Origin of the sequence: Rhodococcus sp. IEGM 1351, from assembly GCF_030056875.1 — a bacterium.
In the GTDB taxonomy this organism is placed as follows: Bacteria; Actinomycetota; Actinomycetes; order Mycobacteriales; family Mycobacteriaceae; genus Rhodococcus_F; species Rhodococcus_F opacus.
The window spans coordinates 1-21,201 of the sequence record NZ_JASHKU010000020.1 but is presented as its reverse complement, the minus strand read 5'-3'; the positions used below and the strand labels follow the sequence as shown (position 1 = coordinate 21,201).

General features: G+C 68.4%; 19 protein-coding genes, 1 tRNA gene and 1 pseudogene. 2 read left to right on the top strand and 19 right to left on the bottom strand.

Annotated features, from left to right (window positions below):
* Positions 1 to 83: 83 nt before the first annotated feature.
* Positions 84 to 1,304: pseudogene (locus QM806_RS29070) on the top strand (MFS transporter); the annotation flags it as partial.
* 266 nt (positions 1,305 to 1,570) lie between these two features.
* On the opposite strand, the gene QM806_RS29065 reads toward QM806_RS29070, so the two are convergent.
* The gene (locus QM806_RS29065) at positions 1,571 to 2,449 is read right to left on the bottom strand and encodes a sigma-70 family RNA polymerase sigma factor (protein ID WP_054246662.1); all 879 of its coding nucleotides are present in this window, start codon (positions 2,447 to 2,449) and stop codon (positions 1,571 to 1,573) included.
* 183 nt (positions 2,450 to 2,632) lie between these two features.
* Between QM806_RS29065 and QM806_RS29060 the strand changes: the two genes are divergently transcribed.
* A complete protein-coding gene (locus QM806_RS29060) occupies positions 2,633 to 3,394 on the top strand; it encodes a L,D-transpeptidase (protein WP_133986723.1) in 762 nt (253 codons plus the stop codon).
* 94 nt (positions 3,395 to 3,488) lie between these two features.
* Here the strand turns inward: QM806_RS29060 and QM806_RS29055 are convergent.
* From QM806_RS29055 to QM806_RS28970, 18 genes are all read right to left on the bottom strand, one after another.
* Positions 3,489 to 3,565, bottom strand: a tRNA-Pro gene (locus QM806_RS29055).
* A gap of 86 nt (positions 3,566 to 3,651) precedes the next feature.
* Positions 3,652 to 5,079, bottom strand: coding sequence for a ribosome biogenesis GTPase Der (gene der / locus QM806_RS29050; RefSeq protein ID WP_005243157.1), 1,428 nt, complete (start codon positions 5,077 to 5,079; stop codon positions 3,652 to 3,654).
* Positions 5,076 to 5,765, bottom strand: a complete 690-nt coding sequence (gene cmk, locus QM806_RS29045; RefSeq protein WP_005562874.1) for a (d)CMP kinase — start codon at positions 5,763 to 5,765, stop codon at positions 5,076 to 5,078. Before cmk ends, der begins: the two co-directional genes overlap by 4 nt.
* On the bottom strand, positions 5,762 to 6,823 hold the full coding sequence (locus QM806_RS29040) for a pseudouridine synthase (protein ID WP_005562872.1): 1,062 nt from the start codon (positions 6,821 to 6,823) through the stop codon (positions 5,762 to 5,764). The genes cmk and QM806_RS29040 overlap by 4 nt, the downstream gene beginning before the upstream one ends.
* 16 nt (positions 6,824 to 6,839) lie before the next feature.
* Positions 6,840 to 7,532 carry an SMC-Scp complex subunit ScpB gene (scpB, locus tag QM806_RS29035; RefSeq protein WP_005264174.1) on the bottom strand — a complete coding sequence of 231 codons (693 nt, stop codon included), beginning with the start codon at positions 7,530 to 7,532 and terminating at the stop codon, positions 6,840 to 6,842.
* On the bottom strand, positions 7,529 to 8,389 hold the full coding sequence (locus tag QM806_RS29030; RefSeq protein WP_120660725.1) for a segregation and condensation protein A: 861 nt from the start codon (positions 8,387 to 8,389) through the stop codon (positions 7,529 to 7,531). Before QM806_RS29030 ends, scpB begins: the two co-directional genes overlap by 4 nt.
* Positions 8,390 to 9,289, bottom strand: a complete 900-nt coding sequence (locus tag QM806_RS29025; RefSeq protein ID WP_007295573.1) for a ParA family protein — start codon at positions 9,287 to 9,289, stop codon at positions 8,390 to 8,392.
* A gap of 160 nt (positions 9,290 to 9,449) precedes the next feature.
* Complete coding sequence (gene xerD, locus QM806_RS29020; protein ID WP_167119161.1) at positions 9,450 to 10,376, bottom strand: site-specific tyrosine recombinase XerD; 927 nt, start codon at positions 10,374 to 10,376, stop codon at positions 9,450 to 9,452.
* 1 nt (position 10,377) lies between these two features.
* Entirely contained in the window at positions 10,378 to 11,046 is a 669-nt protein-coding gene (locus QM806_RS29015) for an NUDIX domain-containing protein (protein ID WP_167119165.1), read from the bottom strand.
* Positions 11,047 to 11,059: 13 nt separating this feature from the next.
* Entirely contained in the window at positions 11,060 to 12,838 is a 1,779-nt protein-coding gene (gene pyrG, locus QM806_RS29010; RefSeq protein ID WP_283293684.1) for a CTP synthase, read from the bottom strand.
* 141 nt (positions 12,839 to 12,979) lie between these two features.
* Positions 12,980 to 13,930 (bottom strand): copper transporter, encoded by a 951-nt coding sequence (locus QM806_RS29005; protein WP_043786794.1) that lies wholly within the window; start codon positions 13,928 to 13,930, stop codon positions 12,980 to 12,982.
* Positions 13,927 to 15,111, bottom strand: a complete 1,185-nt coding sequence (steA, locus tag QM806_RS29000; protein ID WP_005243185.1) for a putative cytokinetic ring protein SteA — start codon at positions 15,109 to 15,111, stop codon at positions 13,927 to 13,929. Before steA ends, QM806_RS29005 begins: the two co-directional genes overlap by 4 nt.
* A 110-nt stretch (positions 15,112 to 15,221) precedes the next feature.
* Positions 15,222 to 16,994 (bottom strand): DNA repair protein RecN, encoded by a 1,773-nt coding sequence (recN, locus tag QM806_RS28995; RefSeq protein WP_005560439.1) that lies wholly within the window; start codon positions 16,992 to 16,994, stop codon positions 15,222 to 15,224.
* 2 nt (positions 16,995 to 16,996) lie between these two features.
* On the bottom strand, positions 16,997 to 17,959 hold the full coding sequence (locus QM806_RS28990) for an NAD kinase (protein WP_005560437.1): 963 nt from the start codon (positions 17,957 to 17,959) through the stop codon (positions 16,997 to 16,999).
* Positions 17,956 to 18,786, bottom strand: a complete 831-nt coding sequence (locus QM806_RS28985; RefSeq protein WP_054246659.1) for a TlyA family RNA methyltransferase — start codon at positions 18,784 to 18,786, stop codon at positions 17,956 to 17,958. The genes QM806_RS28990 and QM806_RS28985 overlap by 4 nt, the downstream gene beginning before the upstream one ends.
* A 1-nt stretch (position 18,787) precedes the next feature.
* Positions 18,788 to 19,015 (bottom strand): hypothetical protein, encoded by a 228-nt coding sequence (locus QM806_RS28980; RefSeq protein WP_043943807.1) that lies wholly within the window; start codon positions 19,013 to 19,015, stop codon positions 18,788 to 18,790.
* A gap of 77 nt (positions 19,016 to 19,092) precedes the next feature.
* A complete protein-coding gene (locus tag QM806_RS28975; protein WP_054246658.1) occupies positions 19,093 to 20,088 on the bottom strand; it encodes an HAD-IIA family hydrolase in 996 nt (331 codons plus the stop codon).
* A complete protein-coding gene (locus tag QM806_RS28970) occupies positions 20,085 to 21,101 on the bottom strand; it encodes a tetratricopeptide repeat protein (RefSeq protein ID WP_210460742.1) in 1,017 nt (338 codons plus the stop codon). Before QM806_RS28970 ends, QM806_RS28975 begins: the two co-directional genes overlap by 4 nt.
* Positions 21,102 to 21,201: the final 100 nt, after the last annotated feature.

Below are 21,201 nucleotides of genomic sequence, written 5' to 3'. Positions count from 1 at the left end.
GCCGCCGGGCTGACGGTCATAGAAGTGACGGCGCGCAACGCGGCGTCTTCCCACACGGACCCTGAGCACAGGAAGGCTTGGACATGAACATCCCGGTCAGCGACACCTCCCGGGTCGGGCGATCGACCCCGGCACGCCCGTTTCTCTCCACCGCTCGCGGCACACTCACGCTGACGCTGTTGTGCGCCGTGGCATTTCTCGACTTCGTCGACGCATCCATCGTCAACATCGCCCTGCCCGACATGCGCAGCGACCTGGACATCTCGGTTCAGGAACTGCAATGGGTCCCGAGCGCGTACCTCCTCACCTACGGCGGATTCATGCTGCTCGGCGGCCGCCTGGCCGACCTGCTCGGTCGCCGTCGTGTGCTCGTCACCGGCACCGTCGTGATCGGGCTGTCGTCGTTGATCGGCGGGTTCGCCGGGAGCGCGGAAGTCCTGATCGGGGCGCGACTCGCCCAGGGTGTCGGTGCGGCACTGATGCTTCCGGCTGCGCTGTCGATTCTGACGACGACATTCGAGGAGGGCCCCGAACGGCATACCGCGCTCGGCGTCTGGGCCGGAGTGGGTGGTCTCGCTTCCGCCGTCGGTGTTTTTCTCGGCGGCGTGCTCACCGAGGGGCCGGGCTGGCGATGGGTGCTGTTCGTCAACCCTGTCGCGTGCGCGCTCGTGCTTCCGGCGGTCTTCGCGCTCATTCCCGGCGACCGGCGCCGCGCCCGGTTCGCGGACTTCGACGTCGCGGGCAGTGTGCTCGGCACCGGCGGGATGCTGTTGCTCGTCTACGCCCTGGTGACGGCACCCGACCAGGGATGGGGCACCGCCCGCACGATCGCCGGGTTCGTCGGTGCCTTCGTGCTGATCGTGGCGTTCGTGATCAACGAGCAGCGCAGCCCGCACCCCCTGCTGCCGCTGTCGATCTTCCGCGTCAAAGGTCTGGCCGCCGCGAATGTCACGGGGCTGATCGCCTTTGCGGGTCTCATCGCGATGTTCTTCTTCCTGACTCTCTACATGCAGAACGTTCTCGGCTACTCCCCCATCCAGACCGGTGCGGCCTACCTCCCGCTCTGCCTGGGTGTCGGTGTCGCCGCCGGGATTTCCTCCCAGGTGCTCACCCGGACCGGAACCCGTCCCGTCGTCGTCGCGGGAGCGCTGGTGGCCTCCGCCGGCCTCTACCTCCTGTCCCGGATCCCCGTCGACGGCTCCTATCTCAGCGATCTACTGCCCGGGCTGATGATCGTGTCGTTCGGTCTCGGCGCCGTCTTCGTCGGCGTCACGACCGCAGCCAACGCCGGTGTGCCTGCCGGCGAGGCAGGGCTCGCGGCAGCGTTGCTGAACGCCTCACAGCAAGTCGGCAGCGCACTCGGTCTCGCGATCTTCGCCGCGATCGCCACGTCACATTCACAGCATCTGCTCGCAGCGAATTCGCCTGTGCCCGAGGCACTCACCCTCGGCTTCCAGCGAGCGCTGCTGACCGGCAGCATCTTCCTCGTCGCCGCGGCCCTGATCGGCCTGCGCACCGGCAACGCACACGGAGACGTCGAGCACCGCACGAACTGACCCCGGTGGGCTCGTCAGTCGAGGTTCTCGACGACGAGCCCGGCGAGGCGCTCGCGGTCGGCGAGGATGTCGATCTCGACGATCTTGCCGCGCCGGATCGTGACGCCCATGACCGACAGCAGCTGCCCGTCGGAGATCGCGACCACTCCTGCGGCACCGTTGACGAGCGCCGGATGCGCGAATCGAGCCAGCCGGGCGAACCCGAGGACCCGGCCCGCGACCGTCTCCGAGCCGCGCACCATCGTGGAGGCTCCCGCCGGCAACGCTCCGGTATCGGCGCGGAGCACGACATCCGGATCGAGCACGGCCACGAGCGCGTCGAAGTCGCCGCTCCTCGCGGCCGCCAGGAACGCGTCGACGACCGCACGCTGGCGGACCGGATCGGTGTCGGGAACGGGGGCTCCCTGCAGACGCCGGCGTGCGCGGCTGGCCAGTTGCCGGGCGGCCGCCGGGGTTCGCTCCACGATCGGGGCGATGTCCTCGAAGGGCACCGCGAACATGTCGTGCAGCACGAATGCCAGTCGCTCCGCAGGAGTGAGCGTGCCGAGGACCACGAGCAGCGCGAGACCGACCGAATCGGCGAGCACCGCCTCGTGTTCGGGGTCACTGCCGTCCGCCCGGGTCACGATCGGGTCGGGCACTGCCGCATCCAGGGGATCTTCCCGCCGTGACCTGCGGGACTGCAGCATGTTCAGGCACACTCGTGCCACCACCGTCGTCAGCCAGCCGCCCAGGTTCTCGACGGTGCCGGCGTCGGTGCGGCTCAGTCGCAGCCAGGATTCCTGCACGGCGTCCTCGGCCTCGCCGATCGAGCCGAGCATCCGGTAGGCCACCGCCCGCAGGTGTGTGCGATGGGCCTCGAACTGCTGCGCCAGCATGTCGTTCTCGTTCATCGGTCACGTCCTTCCGTCGCGGTCTGTCAACTGTGTGACCGGCGAAACGCAGCCGATGTGACGGCGGATGCGTCGTCCGTCGCCCTGTGATGCGCGTAGTGCATCCAGTTTCCCTGGTTCCGCTGTCCGATATCGCCGTGGTTAACTGAAATGACGCTCACAGTCTCTGAAGGGCTGGACGGCATGTGGAAAGCACAGCAGGTCGGACGTCTGTTTCTCGTCTCGGTGCTCGCGGCTCTGGCCGTGTGCGGAGTAAGCGCCACCGCGTCGGCGCATTCCCCGACAGTGACGGGGAAGGTCGTCGCGCCGACTTTCTCCCCCGCGAGCGGGCAGGTCGTCGGCATCGCGCATCCTGTCGTCGTCCGGTTCGCGTCACCGGTGTCCGATCGCGCGCTCGCCGAGCGTGGTGTCCAGATCACCCCCTCGAAACCCGTGCCCGGGCAGTTCTCCTGGATCGACGACCGCACCGTGCAGTGGACCCCGGACCGGTTCTGGCCGGCCGACACCCGGGTGACCGTCGAGGCGGCGGGCACGAGGACGCAGTTCCAGGTCGGTGACGCACTCGTCGCCGTCGCGAACACGACGACGCACCAGTTCACGGTCAGCATCAACGATCAAGTCGTGCAGACCATGCCGGCGTCGATGGGCAAACCCGGATACGAGACACCGCTCGGGACGTTCCCCGTCATCGAGCAGTTCCGCGACATGATCATGGATTCGTCGACGTACGGCGTCCCGATCGATGACGAGGAGGGCTACCGCCTCTACGTCGAGTACGCCACCCGCATCACGTGGGGCGGGATCTTCGTGCATGCCGCACCATGGTCGGTGAACTCGCAGGGCTTCGAGAACGTCAGCCACGGCTGCATCAATCTCAGCACCGAGAACGCACGGTGGTTCTACGACAACGCCAAGATCGGCGATCCGGTCATCGTCACGGATTGAGTCCCGCACGGGGTCAGAGACACCCGAATGCGCGGGGCCGAAGACACAGAAAAGGCGGTTTCCCGTTTCCGGGAAACCGCCTTTTCTGATCATCTGGTCGGGCTGACAGGATTTGAACCTGCGACCACTTGACCCCCAGTCAAGTGCGCTACCAAGCTGCGCCACAGCCCGTCCACACCCTCGTTCAGGTGCTCGATGAGATTACATCAGGGGCAGTCCGTAAAGCTAATCGCCTGGTCAGAGCGCATTCTGTCGGATCAACGATTTCGCCGCTCACGCTTTTCCCGCACCCGCACCGAGATGCGGACGGGGCTGCCGTCGAAATTGAACTCCTCGCGCAGACGCCGCTCCAGGAACCGGCGGTAGCCCGCCTCCAGGAACCCAGTCGTGAACAGCACGAACGTCGGCGGACGTGTTCCGGCCTGCGTGGCGAACATCACGCGAGGCAGCCGACCACCGCGCATCGGCGGCGGCGTCGCGGCGACGACTTCCTTGAGCCAGGTATTGAGCCGGCCCGTGGGAATGCGCTTGTCCCAGGACTCCAGTGCGGTGTCCAGGGCGGGGACGAGCTTCTGCACCGCGCGCCCCGTCTGCGCCGAGATGTTGACGCGCTGCGCCCACGGCACCCGCACCAGGTCCCGATCGACTTCCCGGTCGAGCTGGAGGCGCCGGTCCTCGTCGACGAGATCCCACTTGTTGAACGCGATGACGAGGGCCCGGCCGGCGTCGGCCACCATGCTCAGCACGCGCAGGTCCTGCTCCGAGATCGGCTCGGATGCGTCGATCAGCAGAATCGCGACCTCGGCGGCCTCGATCGCGCTCTTCGTCCGCAGCGACGCGTAGAACTCGGCGCCGCTGGCGTGGCTGACCCGCTTGCGCAGACCGGCGGTGTCCACGAAACGCCACGGCCTGCCGCCGAGCTCCACGATCGAGTCGACCGGATCGACGGTGGTGCCCGCGACGTTGTGGACCACCGAACGCTCGTCGCCCGACAGCTTGTTCAGCAGGCTCGACTTCCCGACGTTCGGCTTCCCGACCAGAGCCACGCGTCGCGGCCCACCGCCAGGAATGCCTTCACGCGGGGTCTCCGGGAGTGCGGCGAGCACCTCGTCGAGGAGATCGCCGGTACCGCGGCCGTGCGTGGCGCTCACCGAGTGCGGCTGTCCGAGACCGAGCGACCACAGTGCGGCCACCTCGGATTCGGTGCGGCCGTCGTCCACCTTGTTGGCCACCAGCAGAACCGGGGTCTTGGACCGGCGCAGCACCTTGGCCACGGCCTCGTCCGTTGCGGTGGCGCCGACGACGGCGTCGACGACGAGGAGGATCGCGTCCGCGGTCTGCATCGCCAGTTCCGCCTGCCGGGCCACCGATTGCTGCAGGCCCTTGGCGTCGGGTTCCCAGCCGCCGGTGTCCTGCACCATGAAGCGGCGGCCACTCCAGTTCGCCTCGTACGAGACGCGGTCCCGGGTGACACCGGGAATGTCCTCGACCACGGCCTCGCGTCGGCCGATGATCCGGTTGACGAGCGTCGACTTGCCGACGTTCGGGCGCCCGACCACTGCGAGGGTGGGAACCGGGACGTGGGACTCTCCGTCGCCGCCGTCTTCGAGGTCCAGGACCTCCCAGTCGGATTCCTCACTCCAGGTGCCGTCGCCTGCGAACTCGGTGGTGAATTGTTCGGTCACTGCCCTGCTCCAGTTCTTTCGCTTACCACCAGCAGCAACCTGCCGATCACGTCGTCGATTCCGAGTTCGCTGGTGTCGACCAGCACGGAATCGTCGGCCGGCCGCAGCGGCGACACGGCGCGCGTGGAGTCGAGGTGGTCACGACGCTGCACGTCGGCCAGCACGGCCGCGTAGTCGTCGCCTCGTCCTTCCGCGAGATTCTGCGCATTCCTGCGCTGGGCCCGGGCTTCCGCCGAGGCGGTCAGGTAAATCTTCACGTCGGCGTCCGGGATCACGACGGTGCCGATGTCCCGGCCCTCGACGACGATCCGTTCGGCCTCGCCCGCGAGACGGCGCTGCGCCGCGACGAGCAGTTCACGCACGGCGGGAACGGCGGAGACCGCCGAGACGGCCTTGGTCACCGCGTCGCCGCGGATCTCCTCCCCCACGTCCTCCCCGTCGAGCAGGACCTGCTCGCCCGACGGGTCGGTGCCGATCGACCACGGCAGACCGGCGGTCGCGTCGGCGATCGCTGCGGGATCGGTGAGGTCCACGCCCTTGCGCAGCGCATGCAGCGTCGCGATCCGGTACATGGCGCCGGTGTCGAGGTACCGGGCATCGAGCCGCTGCGCGAGCATCCGCGAGACGCTCGACTTCCCGGTTCCGGACGGGCCGTCCATCGCGACGACCAGCGACGACGTACTCACAGGCCCACCGCCCCGTAGAGACCGCCGACCTCGCCTCGACCGAGTACGCGGAGCGTGCCGGGACGCTGGTCGCCGAGAGCGACGGCGCCGATGTCCGTCCGGACGAGCCGGATGACGGGGTGTCCCACGGCCTCGAACAGGCGGCGCACGATGTGCTTGCGGCCTTCGTGCAGGGTGACGCGGACGAGGGACTTGCCCTCGTTGATGTCGAGGAGCGTAAACGTGTCGACCTTCGCCGGTCCGTCGTCGAGCTCGACACCCTCCTTGAGCTTCTTGCCGACACCGCGTTCGAGGGCACCCGACACGGTCGCCAGGTATGTCTTCGACACCTCGAAGGACGGGTGCATCAGCCGGTGCGCCAGGTCACCGTCGTTGGTGAGCAGCAGCAGTCCCTCGGTGTCGGCGTCCAGTCGACCGACGTGGAACAACCGCTGACCTGCGGCGACCCGCTCGGAGACGATGTCGCCGACGCACGGGCGACCCAGGTCGTCCGACATCGTCGACTGCCAGCCGCGGGGCTTGTTCAGCGCGAGGTGGACCAGGTCCTTCTGCACCACGACGCGGACCCCGTCCACGCGCACCACCGCGTTCTCGGGGTCGATGCGCAGGCCCTGCTCGATGACGATGCGGCCGTCGACCTCGACGCGACCCTGCGAGATCAGTTCCTCGGCCGCACGGCGCGACGCGACGCCGGCCTGGGCGAGAACCTTCTGCAGTCGCATGCCGTCGCCCTGCGGCGGGCCGGCGGGCCGATCGGCGGCGTCGGCGTACTGGTGCCGGGCCGGCTTGGCGTTGCTGATCTTGGGCGCGTGGGCCTGGGCGCGCTGCGGCTTGGCCGACTTGGGCTTGCCGCGTTTGTTCTTCGCAGCCGCGGAGTCGGGCCTGCCCGACTTGCCCTTGACGGCGTCCGACCTGGTCGGACGCCGATCGGTCTCGGAGCGGCTCGGTCGCCCTCCGGCCTCCGACCTGTCCGAGCGACCCCCGGTCTCCGACCTGGTGGGGCGCTGCTTCTTGTTGTTGCGATCCGGTGTGCCATCTCGGCGAGCGGGTTTCTTCACTTTTGTACTATCCCTGTCAGTCTTCGGTGTCCAGCCCGGTGTCCAACTCTTCTGTGGAAGCCGTAGCTTTATTCATTCTCGCAAATCGTGGGTCAGATTCCAGACTGTCACTGATGTCATCTATCAGATCCACGTCCGGCAACAGCGGGGCCAAGGCGGGAAGATCGGCGAGAGACGCCAAGCCGAGCCGTTCCAGGAAGAGCTCCGTCGTCGAATACTGCGTGGCGTTGGTATCGGGATCGACGCCGGCTTCGGCGATCAATCCGCGAGCGAGAAGTGTGCGCACCACACCATCCACGTTGACGCCGCGCACCGCACTGATCCGTGCGCGGGTCAACGGTTGACGGTATGCCACCACGGCCAGAGTTTCCAAAGCCGCCCTCGTCAGTCTGGACCGGGCACCGTCGAGCAGGAGACGTTCCACGTAGGGCGCGTACGCGGTGCGCGTGTAGAGACGCCAACCGTCACCGGCATATCGGAGGTCCATCCCGCTTCCACGGGCGGTGAGCTCGGCGGACATGCGGTTCAGCACGTCCGTGATGCGATTCACAGAAGCGCCGGTCGCGGAGGCGAGCTGTTCGGCTCCGGCGGGAGAGTCGACGATCAGCAGCAGCGACTCGAGAACGGCTTCGAGTTCGGTGTCCGACAGCTCGGGTTCTGCGTCGACGGCGCCCTGGTCGTCCGACTCGTCGAACGGGGCCGAACTCATCCGTAATCCTCCTCGGTCACCGGGGCGTGTGTGCCCTCCCCGGTCCAGCTCACCAGCAATTCCCCGAGCGGCTCGGGCTGTTCGAACAACACCGCCTGCTCGCGATACAGCTCGAGCAGCGCGAGGAATCTTGCCACGATCAGGGTGGTCACTTCGCACTCCGAAACCAGGTCGCCGAAGGTCGCCCACTCCCCGGCCCCGCGTTCGCGGAGCAGTTCCAGCATCCGCGCCGCCTGTTCCGGCACCGACACCGCGTGCATGTCGTGCAGATGGTCCAGTCCCACGGTGGGCTTCGGGCGGGGTGTGAACACGGTCGCGGCGATCTCCGCGAACCGCTGCGGGTCGACACCGAGCAGCACTTCCGGCAGCAACTGGGTGAACTGGTCCTCCAGTGCCGCCGACCGCGGGTACCGGCGCAGCGCGGCCGCCTCGAGCTCGCCGAACAGTTGCGCCACCTGCTTGTACGCGCGGTACTGCAGCAGCCGGGCGAACAGCAGGTCGCGCGCCTCGAGGAGCGCGAGATCCTCGGCGTCCTCCACCTGCCCCGCGGGGAGCAGACGGGCCGCCTTCAGGTCGAGCAGCGTCGCCGCGACCACCAGGAATTCGGTGGTCTGATCGAGACCCATCTCCGCGCCCAGCGTGCGGGTGTAGGCGATGAAGTCGTCCGTCACCTGGTGCAACGCGACTTCCGTGACGTCCAGCTGTCGCTGGTTGATCAGGGTGAGGAGCAGGTCGAACGGTCCCTCGAAATTCCGCAGCGTCACCCGGAAGCCGGGCTTGACCGCGGGCGCCTGCTGATCGTCGGCATGCGATACCTGGGTCTGCGGTGGAGCCGAAATGTCTTGCGTATTCACCACTTACCGGCCGGACCGGTGTATGACCTCGCGTGCCAGAGCACGGTACGCCTCGGCGCCGGTCGATTTCGGCGCCCAGGTGGTGATCGGCTCCCCGGCGACCGAGGTCTCCGGGAAGCGCACGGTGCGGTTGATCACGGTGTCGTAGACGAGATCCCCGAACACCTCCACCACACGGGCCATCACCTCACGCGCGTGCAGGGTGCGCGAGTCGAACATCGTGACGACGATGCCGGCGAGTTCGAGCCGCGGGTTGAGCCGGTCGTGAACCTTCTCGACCGTGTCGTTGAGCAGCGCCAGGCCGCGCAGGCTGAAGTACTCGCATTCCATCGGGATGATCACCGAGTCCGCGCAGGCAAGCGCGTTCACCGTGAGCAGACCGAGGGAAGGCTGGCAGTCGATCAGGACGTAGTCGTACCGGTCGAGCACCGGATGCAGCACACGTCCGAGCGTCTGTTCCCGCCCGACCTCGGTGACGAGCTGGATCTCCGCCGCCGACAGGTCGATGTTACTCGGCAGGAGGTCGAGGCCCTCGACACGTGTCCGCATCAGGACGTCATCGATCGCGACACGGGGCTCGACGAGCAGATTGTGGACGGTCAGTTCGAGGTCGTGGTGGGCGACGCCGAGGCCCGCGGACAGCGCCCCCTGGGGATCGAGGTCGACGAGCAGGACACGGCGGCCGAACTCGGCCAGCGACGCTCCCAGGTTGATCGTCGACGTCGTCTTGCCGACGCCACCCTTCTGGTTGCACATCGCGATGATCTTTGCCGGGCCGTGCGAGGGCAACGGGGCCGGTTCCGGCACCTCGCGCGTCGGCCGCCCCGTGGGGCCGAGCTCTTCCTCCACGACCACGGCAGTGTCCTCGAACAAGGCTGCGGATTCGGTTTGCCGCACGAACATGTCGCCCTCCTGTTGCGAGTGCTCTGACTCCGCCGCTGGCGGCTGCGGTGTCACCACGGTCCGATGATCCCCTGTTCTCTCGATGATCGCTGCCGATCCCACATCGTTATACGAACGCTACCGCCTCGTACCGTGAATTTTCCCCTCGACACGCTTTCCGTCACCTCGCCCGAGGGTGCGCTCCGGCCCACACCTCGCGTAGCGCACCCACTGTCACCAGCGTATATATCTGGGTGGTCGTCACCGAGGCATGTCCCAGCAGCTCCTGGACGACACGGACGTCGGCGCCGCCGTCGAGCAGGTGCGTCGCAAACGAGTGACGGAGTGTGTGCGGTGACACCGCCGACGAGATGCCCGCCGCGTCCGCCGCGGCCTGCAGTACCTTCCACGCACTCTGGCGGGACAGCCGTCCGCCGCGGACATTGAGGAACAGTGCGGGTGTTCCGCGTGACGCCAGTGCCGGCCGGCCCCGGATCAGGTAGGCGTCGAGGGATTCGACGGCGGGCCGGCCCACCGGCACCACCCGCTGCTTGCCGCCCTTGCCCCGCAGCAGCACCGACCGGGTCTCGGTGTCGACGTCGTCGACGTCCAGGCCGACGGCTTCGGAGATGCGGGCGCCCGTCGAGTACAGCAACTCGAGCAGCGCGCGGTCGCGGACCGCCCGCGGTCCGTCTGCGGGTCCGCTGCCTCCGACCGCCTCCAACAGCGCCAGCACCTCGTTGACCGGCAGGGATTTGGGGAGCCGTTTCGCCGGCGACGGCGGCCGCACGTCCCGGGCGACGTCGACGGCGGTCATCCCCTCGGCCGCGGCGAAGCGGTGGAATCCGCGCACCGCGATCAGGGCACGGGCCGCCGAGCTCGCGGCCAGCGGCGACAGTTCGCGAGCCGGATCGCCGGTTCGCAGAGCGATCACGAAGTCACTGACATCCTGTTGGCGGATGCGCCCGATGTCGGTGACCTCCCGGTCCGCGAGGAACTGCGTGTACCGCTCGAGGTCGCGGCGATACGAACCGAGGGTGTTGCGCGCAGCTCCGCGCTCGACGGCCAGGTGGTCGAGGTACGAATCCACCTGCCGCGCAATCACCATGTCATGCCCGCGCGGCCTCGTCCCCGGCCGCGCGCGAGCGTTTTCTCTCGCTGAACCTGTCGGGGCGATCGACCCAGGGCGCGGTCACGTCGCGGAGTTCGCCGCGACCGCCCGGCCGGGACCGGGCGGCCGCCAGTGCCATCACACCGGCTACGGCCGTGGCGTTCACGATTGTCCCGTTCAGCACCATCGACACGACCTCGTCGAGTGGAATCCGCTCGATCTCGAGGTCGGCTTCCTCGTCCTCCGGGTCGGGCCGGTCCACGTCGTACAGGTCCTCGGCGAGGAACACGCGCACCGACTCGTCCGTGAATCCGGGCGAGAGAACGACGTCCACGAGAACGGACCAGCGACGGGCTCCGAGTCCGGTCTCCTCCGCCAGCTCGCGCCCGGCGGCGTCGACGGGGTCCTCCCCCGGCTCGTCCAGCAGGCCCGCCGGGATCTCCCACAAGCGGCGCCCCACCGGGTGCCGGTACTGATGGATCAGGACGACCCGGTCCTCGTCGTCGAGCACCACGACGGCGACGGCGCCGTGGTGCTCGACGACCTCACGTTCGGCGGTCCGGCCGTCCGGCATCGCGACGTGATCCACCCGCAGGGCGAGGATCGCGCCGCTGTAGACGGTGCGCGAGTCGAGAGTCTCGAATTCGTGCCGGCCGGTGTCGGTCATGGTCGGTCTCGCCCTATCCCGCGCTGTCGACGGACGCGACCTCGTCGCGGTCGGCGGAGTCGGCGAGCTCGTCATCGGTGGCGACGGTGGCGGCCCGCTCCTCGCCGTGCACGTCGACGGGAAGCCGCTCTTCGAGCTTGTGCTTCAACGCCGCGTCGACGAACGCCGCGAACAGCGGGTGCGGGCGCGTCGGACGGCTCTTCAGCTCGGGGTGCGCCTGCGTCGCGACGAAGAACGGGTGCTGGTCGGCCGGGTACTCGACGAACTCGACGAGGTGACCGTCCGGCGAGGTCCCGCTGAACCGGAGTCCGCTCTTCGCGATCCGGTCGCGGTACGCGTTGTTGACCTCGTAGCGGTGACGGTGGCGCTCCGACACCTCTTCGCTGCCGTACGCCCGGGCGACGACGGACCCCTTCGCCAGGACGGCGGGGTACGCGCCGAGGCGCATCGTGCCACCGAGGTCCGCCTCGCCGGCGATGACGTCTTCCTGGTCGGCCATCGTGGAGATCACGGGGTGCGTGGTCTCGGGCTCGAACTCGGCGGAGTTGGCGTCGTCGAGACCCACGCTGCGCGCGGCCTCGATCACGACGCACTGCAGGCCGAGGCACAGTCCGAGCAGCGGGATCTTCCGGTGGCGCGCGTACCTGATCGCGCCGAGCTTGCCCTCGATACCGCGGATTCCGAAGCCACCGGGAATCAGCACGCCGTCGACGTCGCCCAGGGCGGCCTGCGCGCCCGCCTCCGTCTCACACGTGTCGGACGGCACCCAGGAGATTTCCACCTTCGAGCGGTTCGCGAACCCACCGGCACGCAGCGCCTCGGTGACGGACAGGTAGGCGTCCGGCAGGTCGACGTACTTTCCGACGAGGGCGATCCGCACGGTCTCGCGCGGCTGGTGGACGCGCTCGAGCAGGTTGCCCCACACGGTCCAGTCCACGTCGCGGAACGGCAGACCCAGCTGCCGCACCACGTACGCGTCGAGGCCCTCGCTGTGCAGCACCTTCGGGATGTCGTAGATCGAGGGCGCGTCGGGGGTCGAGATGCAGCCGTCGACGTCGACGTCGCACATGAGCGCGATCTTGTTCTTCAGCGCCGGGGGAACCTCGCGGTCGCAGCGCAGGATCAGCGCGTCGGGCTGGATACCGATGTTCCGCAGGGCCGCGACCGAGTGCTGGGTGGGCTTCGTCTTGAGCTCGCCCGACGGCGCCAGGTACGGCACCAGGGAGACGTGGAGGAAGAAGACGTTGTCGCGACCGACGTCGTGGCGCACCTGACGGGCGGCCTCGAGGAACGGCTGCGACTCGATGTCACCGACGGTGCCACCGATCTCCGTGATGACGACGTCGGGCCGGTGTCCCTGGAGGTCCGGTCCGCTCATGGCGAGGATCCGGCTCTTGATCTCGTCCGTGATGTGCGGGATGACCTGGACGGTGTCGCCGAGGTATTCGCCGCGCCGCTCCTTGGCGATGACCGTCGAATACACCTGGCCGGTGGTCACATTCGCCTGACCGGACAGGTCGCGGTCGAGGAAGCGCTCGTAGTGACCGACGTCGAGGTCGGTCTCGGCGCCGTCCTCGGTGACGAACACCTCACCGTGCTGGAAGGGGTTCATCGTGCCCGGATCGACGTTGAGATACGGATCCAGTTTCTGCATGGTCACGCGCATTCCCCGCGCGGTGAGCAATTGCCCGAGGCTCGAGGCTGTGAGGCCCTTGCCGAGTGAGGAGGCGACGCCGCCGCTCACGAAGATGTGCTTGGTAGCGGTACGCGAATGAGTGCGTGACTGTGGCAAAGGGGCTCCCGTGACGACTGTGCAGGGCTTGGTCTGTTCGAGCAATGCTGGGGCCTGCCGACCCACGGGACTTCACGGTAACACCTTGACGTACGTCCCGGAAACAACGCGTCGCGATTGCCCGCCCCGATGTGACGCGCGCTACGCCGGGATGGCCCCCACGGTGACTCCGGTGGTACCGGGCCCGGTGCCGTACCGGCCGGCGCCGCCGTTCAGTTGCTCCTGCAGCGCGAGCGGGACGGTGATCTTGCCCGCTTCCCGGTCGATGTTGTCGATCGTGGTCAGCGCCGCGGAGAGGGCGGCATCGGCCCGCGCCACGGCGACCGCACCGTTGCCCTGCGCCGAGGCCGGACGCCCGGCGAGAACCGCCCCGGCACCGCGCGAATCCAGCGCACCCGCGAACCTGGCCACCACGGCACCGCGGTTGCCGCTGACGCCGTCCTCCACGTCGCGATCGCCGGTCAGCACCACCGCGACCTGCGCCGGTTGGACCGCACCGTCGTCGTAGCTGACGAATCCCGCCCCGCGGAGGGTCTCGAGGGCGAGCGCCATCTCCTGCGCGGAACTCTGCGGCTGGCCCGTCTCCTTGCCGAGCATGAGGACCGAGCCCAGCAGGTCACCGGCCAGGCTGCCCTGGTCGACGGCCCCGGTCTTCAGCGTGATACCCGCGGGGATCACGTTGTTGACGACTGTCCGCAGCCGGTCACCGCCCGTGGCATCCACGAACGAATCGGTCAACGACACCCGGCCGGTCACCGATCCACCGGCCTGCGCGATCATGCGGTTGACCCCGTCGAGGTCGGCGGGGTCGGCATCCGGGGTCGTCACGACCATCACGGTGCGTTGCGCGAGAGAGTCGGCCACCACCCGGCCGCCGACCGCGGAATCGAAGCCGTCCGCCGAGTTCAACTGCTCGGTCAGCTGGTTGTTGCGTTCGTTCGCCTTCTCCACGTCGGTCTGCAGGTCGGCCTTGTCGTCGCGCAACCCCGACACGAGACCGCTCGACAACAGGCCGGAACCCATCACCACGCCGATTGCCAGAGCCAGGAAGATCGCCGCTATGGAAATGGCATGTTGACGCAGAGAAATCACTTGAAGAACCCCTGGACCCATAACGCGAAGCTGTTCCATGTCGCGACGGCCCAGTCCAGTGCCTCACCACCGATGTTCGACACCACCAGGGCCACGATCACCGCGACCAGTGCGGCCAGTACGAGCAGCGCGATCGCGCCGCCCGACACCCGGCTCCGGTACAGGGTCGCCACGGCCTTCGCGTCCACCAGTTTCGGCCCGACCTTCAGGCGGGTCATGAACGCCGACGGGTTGCTGTCGCGGCGGCCGCGGTCGAAGAATTCGTCGAGGGAGACAGTGCTCCCGACCGTGACGATCAGCGACGCGCCGTGATGATCGGCCAGTAGCAGCGCCAGGTCGGACGGGGATCCGGAGGCGGGGAACGTCATCGCTCCGATGCCGAGGTCCTGGATCCGTGACAGGCCGGGTGCGTGACCGTCCTGGTCGGCGGGAAGTACAACCTCGGCGCCCGACTTGAGCGTCGCGCTCGTGATGTCCTCGGGGTCGCCGACGATGAGATCCGGGCGATAGCCCGCCGACTTCAGGACGTCGGCGCCTGCCCCGACGCCGATGAGGATCGGCGAGTACTCCTTGATGAACGGCTTGAGGTTCTTCAGGTCGGAGGCGTGATCCGGGCCGTCGGACACGATCACGACGTGCCGTTCCTTCATGTCGACGTCCACGTCGGGGACTCCGACGCCGTCGATCAGCAGTGGACTCTCGGTGCGGATGAACTCGATGGTGTTGCCGGAGAACGCCTCGAGGTGGTCGACCAGCCCGGTCTTCGCCTCGATCATCCGGTCGGAGATCTCCGCCTCGGTCTGTTCGTCACCCTTGGCGATGCGCCGTTCCCCGGAGTAGACACCTCCCCCGTTCACCCGGACCTTGCTGCCGTCCTTGATGCTCTTGAAGATCTCGGCGCCGGCCGAATCCACCAGGAGGATGCCGTTGGCGACGATCACCTCCGGACCGAGGTTGGGATAACGCCCCGAGATCGAGGGCGATGCGTTGATCACTGCGAGAACGCCGGCCTTCACCAGGGCGTCCGCGGTCCCGCGATCGAGGTCGAGCTCGTCGAGAACGACGATGTCACCGGGTCCGACGCGTCGCAGCAACTTGGCCGTGTTGCGATCCACCCTGGCGATGCCGCTGACCCCAGGCAAAGTTTCGGTGTTACGTGACAGCAGTGCCGGCATCTTCATGAGTTCGATGATGGACCGGAAGCAGGACCGACCTGTGGAGGCGCGCCGAACCGTTTACCACATCAGTCACACCATTACCACGCGTGCGGCTGACGGTCCGCCGGGCCGGTTCAGACGGAACGCTCGGCGTTGGCGGTGGCCAACAGTTCCTCCGCGTGCGCCCGACCGGTCTCGGTGTCGTCGAGTCCGGCGAGCATGCGCGCCAGTTCCACCACCCGTTCGTCGTCGGTGAGTGCGTGCACACCGCTGCTGACGACCCCGTCCGTGTCGTCGACCTTGTCGACCACCAGGTGGGTGTCCGCGAATGCCGCGACCTGCGGCAGGTGCGTCACGACGATGACCTGGTGTGTCCGGGCGAGCCGGGCCAGCCGCCGGCCGATCTCGACCGCGGCCCGACCGCCGACGCCGGCGTCGACCTCGTCGAACACCATCGTCGCGCCCGAATCGGACCCGGCGAGCACGACCTCGAGGGCCAGCATCACGCGCGAGAGTTCACCGCCGGACGCGCTCTTGCTGATGGGCAGCGACTGAGCGCCGCTGTGCGCCGACAGCCGAAATTCCACTTCGTCGACGCCGGACGATCCCGCGTGCAGTTCCGTCCCGTCGATGGTGAGCGGTGCCGTGTCCTGAGGTCCGGCGATCCGGGGGCGGACCGACACCTCGAGAGCGGCCCGGCCCATCGCCAGACCTGCGAGTTCGGAACTGACTGCCTTGGCGAGTTTGGCCGCCGCCTTGACGCGCGCCGCGGTCAGCTTCGACGCGGCCTCCGCGGTGGACGCCGCCGACTCCTCGACCTGCTTCGTCAGCGCCGCCAGAGCATCGGAGGACACGTCGATCTTCTCGAGCCTCGCACGGGCGTTGTCTGCCCATTCCAGTACGCCGTCGACATCGGCGGCGTATTTGCGGGTGAGGTTCTTCAGTTCCGCCTGCCGCGACAGCAAGGAGTCCAGTGCCCCCGGATCCGCCGGAAGCCCGGCGAGATACGTGGTCAGGTCGGCGGAGACGTCGGTGACCACCGCGATCGCGTCGGCGAGACGCGGTCCGAGCCCGTCGAGTTCGGGGTCGGTCGCCGATTCGATCCGGGCCCGCGCCTCGGACAACAGATCCAGCGCGGGTGCGCCCACACCGTCGCCGTCCATGTCGTCGCCGCCGGTGAGCGCGGCGTGCGCTTCCTCGGCCGCCGAGCGCAGCGAGTCGAGTTCGCTGAGCCTGCGGACCTCCGACACGATCGACTCGTCCTCACCCGGAGTGGGCGCGATGCCATCGATCTCGTTGAGGGCGAACGTCAGTTGGTCGGCCTCCTGCGCGAGTTCCCGGGTACGGCCGGTGCGTTCGATCAGTTCGGACCGTGCGGTCACCCATTCGTCGCGGTGCTTGCGGTACCGCGCCAGCAGCGGGCCGACCGTCTTGTCCGCGAACCTGTCCAGGGCGGCGCACTGCTGGTCGGGCCGGAGGAGCCGCAGCTGATCGTTCTGACCGTGAACGGTGAGCAGTGGATCGGTGAACTCGGACAGCACGCCCGCCGGAACGCTGCGCCCACCGAGGTGGGCGCGGGACCGTCCGTCGCTGCCGACGGTCCGCACCGCGATGATGGTGCCGTCCTCGTCCCGCTCCGCGCCGGTCGATTCGAGCAGCCGAGACACGGCACGTTCGACGTGCTCCGAGCCCTCGTCCGTCATGAACCGGCCCTCGACCACGGCACGGGGCGCGCCCAGACGCACCCGGCCGGCGTCCGCTCGCGCACCGCTGAGCAGGTGCAGGCTCGTCACCACCATCGTCTTGCCCGCACCGGTCTCACCGGTGAGCACCGTCAAACCTTCGTGGAATTGCGCCGACGCCTCGGAGATCACACCGAGGTTGTCGATCCTGATCTCTGCCAGCACGTCTAGGGCTTCCTTCCTCGCCACCCGGTGACGGGCAGCTCGAACTTTCGCACCATCCGGTCCGCGAACGGCGCCGAATCCAGTCGTATCCAACGAACGGGTTCCTTGCCACGCACCACTTCGACGCGGGCGCCCGCGGGCAGCTCGAGGGTCCGGCGACCGTCACAGAACACCAGGCCGTCGTGGCTGCCTGCCACCGTCTCGACCGCGATCAGCGAATTCGGGCTCGTCACGAGGGGGCGCGCGAACAGCGCGTGCGCATTGCTCGGGACCACCAGCAGGGCCTCCAGTTCCGGCCACACCACGGGCCCGCCGGCCGAGAACGCGTATGCCGTCGACCCGGTCGGGGTGGAGATGAGGACGCCGTCGCAGCCGAAGGCCGACACGGGGCGGCCGTCCACCTCGAGCACCACCTCGAGGACACCGAGCCGGGACCGGTTCTCGATGCTCGCCTCGTTGAGCGCCCAGCCGCGTTCGATGATCTCGTCGTCCACGCGGACCAGCACGTCCAGCGTCATACGGTGTTCGATGCGGTATTCACGACGCACGACCTGGGCGAGCGCCTCGTCGAGGTGCTCGGCCTCCGTTTCCGCGAGGAACCCGATGCGGCCCAGATTGATGCCCAGTACCGGAATGGACGCGGCCTGGGCGAGTTCCGCTGCCCGGAGGAACGTTCCGTCTCCGCCGAGGACGAGCACCATCTCGCAACCGACGGCGGCGTCCGGGCCGGCCTGCACGATGGTGACTTCCAGCCCGGGAACCAGGAATTCGTCGGCCGCCATGCCGTCCATCGGTTCGATGCGGGTGCTGTCGACCTCGTCGACGAGGACGCGCAGTCCGATCCCGGCCCGCTCGAAGATCTTGCCAACGCGCCGCGCCGTCTCCGTGATCTCGGCGCGGCCCGGGTGCGCGACGAGCAGGATCTCCCGCTCGCGTTGCTGGGCGCCGCTGCTTCCCCCGCTCACTGTGGTCCCTCCTGCACCGCGGTGCGGATCAACTCTTCAACCGACTCGACCGGTACATCATCCGTCCCGGGTGTGACATCCGCGCGGAGCCACAGGAAGTATTCGACGTTCCCCGACGGTCCCGGCAGCGGACTGGCCACTGCACCGACGGTACGCAGTCCCAGCGACTCTGCGGTCTTCGCGACGTCCAGTACCGCGGCGACGCGCAGCTCCGGGTCACGCACCACACCACCGGAGCCCACGTGGTCCTTGCCGACCTCGAACTGCGGCTTCACCATCGGAATCAGATCTGCGCCGTCGGCCACGCAGGCGACGAACGCCGGGAGGACGAGCTTCAGGGAGATGAACGAGAGGTCCGCGACCACCAGATCGACCGGGCCGCCGATCTGCTCGGCGTCGATGGATCGCACGTTGGTCCGGTCGACGACGTGGACGCGGTCGTCGGACTGCAGCCGCCACACCAGCTGGCCGTATCCGACGTCCACCGCCACGACTTCTCGCGCGCCGTGGTGAAGCAGCACGTCGGTGAAGCCGCCGGTGGACGCGCCGGCGTCGAGGCAGCGCTTGGCCTCGATCTCGAGTCCGCGGGGGCCGAACGCCTCGAGCGCACCGAGGAGTTTGTGCGCCCCGCGCGATGCCCAGGTCACTTCGTTGTCGACCTCGACCACCCGCAGCGGAGTTCCCGCTTCGATTGCGGTGGCCGGTTTGGTCGCTGCCGCTCCCGAGATCAGTACTCGGCCGGAGGCGATGAGTTCTTGCGCGTGTTCGCGGGACCGGGCCAGCCCCCGCCGAACGAGTTCGGCATCCACCCGTGCTCGACGGGCCACGTCAGATCTTGTCCACGGTGGCAAGCGCCTCCACCAGCACGTCGTGCGCCTTCTCGAGAAGATGGGCTTTGCGCGGGATGACCCCGACGCCGTGCTCGTCGTCAGGATCAGGTTCGACGGCTCCGAGCCGCGACAACAATCCGTCGACCTCCGTGTGAATCTTCTCGGGGTCGACACTCTGAGGAGGCCCAGGTAGATGGGCTCCCGGGCGCGGTATTGGCGTGCTCATCGGGCACAACGCTAGTCCATCGCGTTCCGATACGCATACAGCGAATCGCGTGACGGACAACGCGGGTCTGCCGGGTTTCAGGCACCCCAGCCGGAGACGACCGCACTCACCGTGGGCGTCGTCGACGTGATCCGCGAGAAGTCGGGGAACTTCCAGGCGCCGGCGGTCACAGCCCGCAGCAGCGCAGCCGAATCCACCGGCGCAGCGGATTCGCTTGTCGGTTCGATCACCAGATCGCTGCCGTCGAACTCGACGGACCACCGGTTGTCCTCGCCGATGAGGGATTCCTCGGCGGGCCGGTTGAGCGCGTCCAGTTCGGACGCCAGGTAGGTGGGCCGTTGCTCCGGGGCGGCGCGCAGCACGTCGACCGCGGTGCTCACTCCGGTGAGCACCAGCAGCGAATCGAGGCCGACGTTGTTGGCGCCTTCGATGTCGGTGTCCAGCCTGTCGCCCACGACGAGCGGGCGCACACACTTGCTGCGGCGCATCGCGTCTTCCATCAGCGGCGCGGCCGGTTTACCCGCCACCAGTGGTTCGCGGGACGTCGCCGTGCGGAGCGCTGCGACCATCGATCCGTTGCCGAGGACGAGTCCGCGTTCGGTGGGGAGGGTCGTGTCCAGGTTCGCCGCCACCCAGACCGCGCCGGCCCGGATCGCGAGGGTCGCCTCGGCGAGTATCGCCCAGTCCGTCGCCGGCGAATGTCCTTGGACGACAGCCGCGGGCGCGTCCTCGAACGACCGCACCGGACGCAGTCCGACGTGTCGGATTTCGTCGGCAAGCGCTTCGGTGCCCACGATGAGCACCGGCGAACCGGGGGCGACGTTCTCCGCGAGCAGCCTGGCCGCGGTCTGTGAACTCGTCACCACCGTCGACTCGTCAGCGTCGAAACCGAGTTCCGTGAGGTGTTCCGCGACCTCACCCGGCCTGCGACTGGCGTTGTTGGTCACGTAATAGCAGGACTGCTCCCCGGCCGCCAAAGCCTCTCGCGCACCGGGGATTTCCTGCGGCCCCTGGTACAGGGTGCCGTCGAGGTCGAGCAGCAGTGCGTCGTAGCCGTCGCGCAGAGCCGTCACTGATCGTCTCCGGTCAGCTCGGCCACACGCTCCTCCGCGTCGGTGTCACCCTCGAGATCCGCCGCGGCGGAATTGAGGAACCACTTGAGTCCGTCCTCGATGCGACCGGCCGCCACCAAGGCATCCGCGTACGCGTAGAACAGGCGAGCGGCGCCGGGACCGGTTCGCGAGGCGTCGAGATCGGGGGTCTGCAGTGTGACCACGGCCTGGTCGAACTGACCGAGGTCCATGCGCGCTCCGGCGACCACGATGCGCAGTTCGGCTGCCTCGTCACCGGACAGCGCAGCAGCTTCGTCGCTCCGCCCGAGTTCGATTGCCCGCTCCGGGCGGCCCAGTCCGCGTTCGCAGTCCGCCATCACCGCGAGCAGTCCGGGACCACCGGCCATGCGACGAGCGGCGCGCAGTTCCGACAGCGCCTCCGCCCATTCGCCGGCGTGATACGCGGTGATACCCGCGGCCTCACGGACGATGGCGATTCGGCCCGCACGCTGGCGTGCGGCGCGGGCATGCGCGAGCGCAAGTCGCGGATCGTCGTCGACGAGCTTGCCGGCCATCACCAGGTGACGCGCCACCGTGTTCGCATTCGTCTTGTCCAGGCTCAGCAGGTCGCGGCGCACAGCGGGATCGAGCTCGCCGGCCTCGACGTTCTCGGGCAGATCCGGTTCGTCCGGACGGGCCTGCTGCCGCTGCGGACGGTCACCGTCACGTCCGCGAGGCGCGAAGCCGCCCTCGCCACCACGACGGGGTCCGCCACCGCGACGATCACCACCGGCACCGCCACGGTTGTCGCGCGAATCGCGACGGGGACCACCGGTCGAGCCACCACGACCCGAACCTCCGGCGCCGCCGCGGTCGCTGCTGGACGCACCGCCACGATTGCTGCTGGACGGACCGCCACGATTGCTGTTGGAGGCGCCGCCACGATTGCTGTTGGAGGCGCCGCCACGATTGCTGTTGGAGGCGCCGCCTCCGCGGAAGGACCGACGTCCGTCGTCACTCTCCGACACAGTCATTCCTTTCACACAAACCACGAAAGGGGACCCAGTATATTGGGTCCCCTTTCGGTAACGGATGTTCGGCGGTGTCCTACTCTCCCACACCCTGTCGGGTGCA

Bases quoted from the DNA above. Each gene is read 5' to 3' on its own strand.
- QM806_RS28970 (WP_210460742.1), bottom strand. From the start codon at position 21,101: ATGACTGTGTCGGAGAGTGACGACGGACGTCGGTCCTTCCGCGGAGGC.
- scpB (WP_005264174.1), bottom strand. From the start codon at position 7,532: ATGAGTTCGGCCCCGTTCGACGAGTCGGACGACCAGGGCGCCGTCGAC.
- steA (WP_005243185.1), bottom strand. From the start codon at position 15,111: ATGAAGATGCCGGCACTGCTGTCACGTAACACCGAAACTTTGCCTGGG.
- QM806_RS29015 (WP_167119165.1), bottom strand. From the start codon at position 11,046: ATGACCGACACCGGCCGGCACGAATTCGAGACTCTCGACTCGCGCACC.
- xerD (WP_167119161.1), bottom strand. From the start codon at position 10,376: ATGGTGATTGCGCGGCAGGTGGATTCGTACCTCGACCACCTGGCCGTC.
- QM806_RS29025 (WP_007295573.1), bottom strand. From the start codon at position 9,289: ATGTTCGTGCGGCAAACCGAATCCGCAGCCTTGTTCGAGGACACTGCC.
- QM806_RS29060 (WP_133986723.1), top strand. From the start codon at position 2,633: ATGTGGAAAGCACAGCAGGTCGGACGTCTGTTTCTCGTCTCGGTGCTC.
- QM806_RS28980 (WP_043943807.1), bottom strand. From the start codon at position 19,015: ATGAGCACGCCAATACCGCGCCCGGGAGCCCATCTACCTGGGCCTCCT.
- QM806_RS29065 (WP_054246662.1), bottom strand. From the start codon at position 2,449: ATGAACGAGAACGACATGCTGGCGCAGCAGTTCGAGGCCCATCGCACA.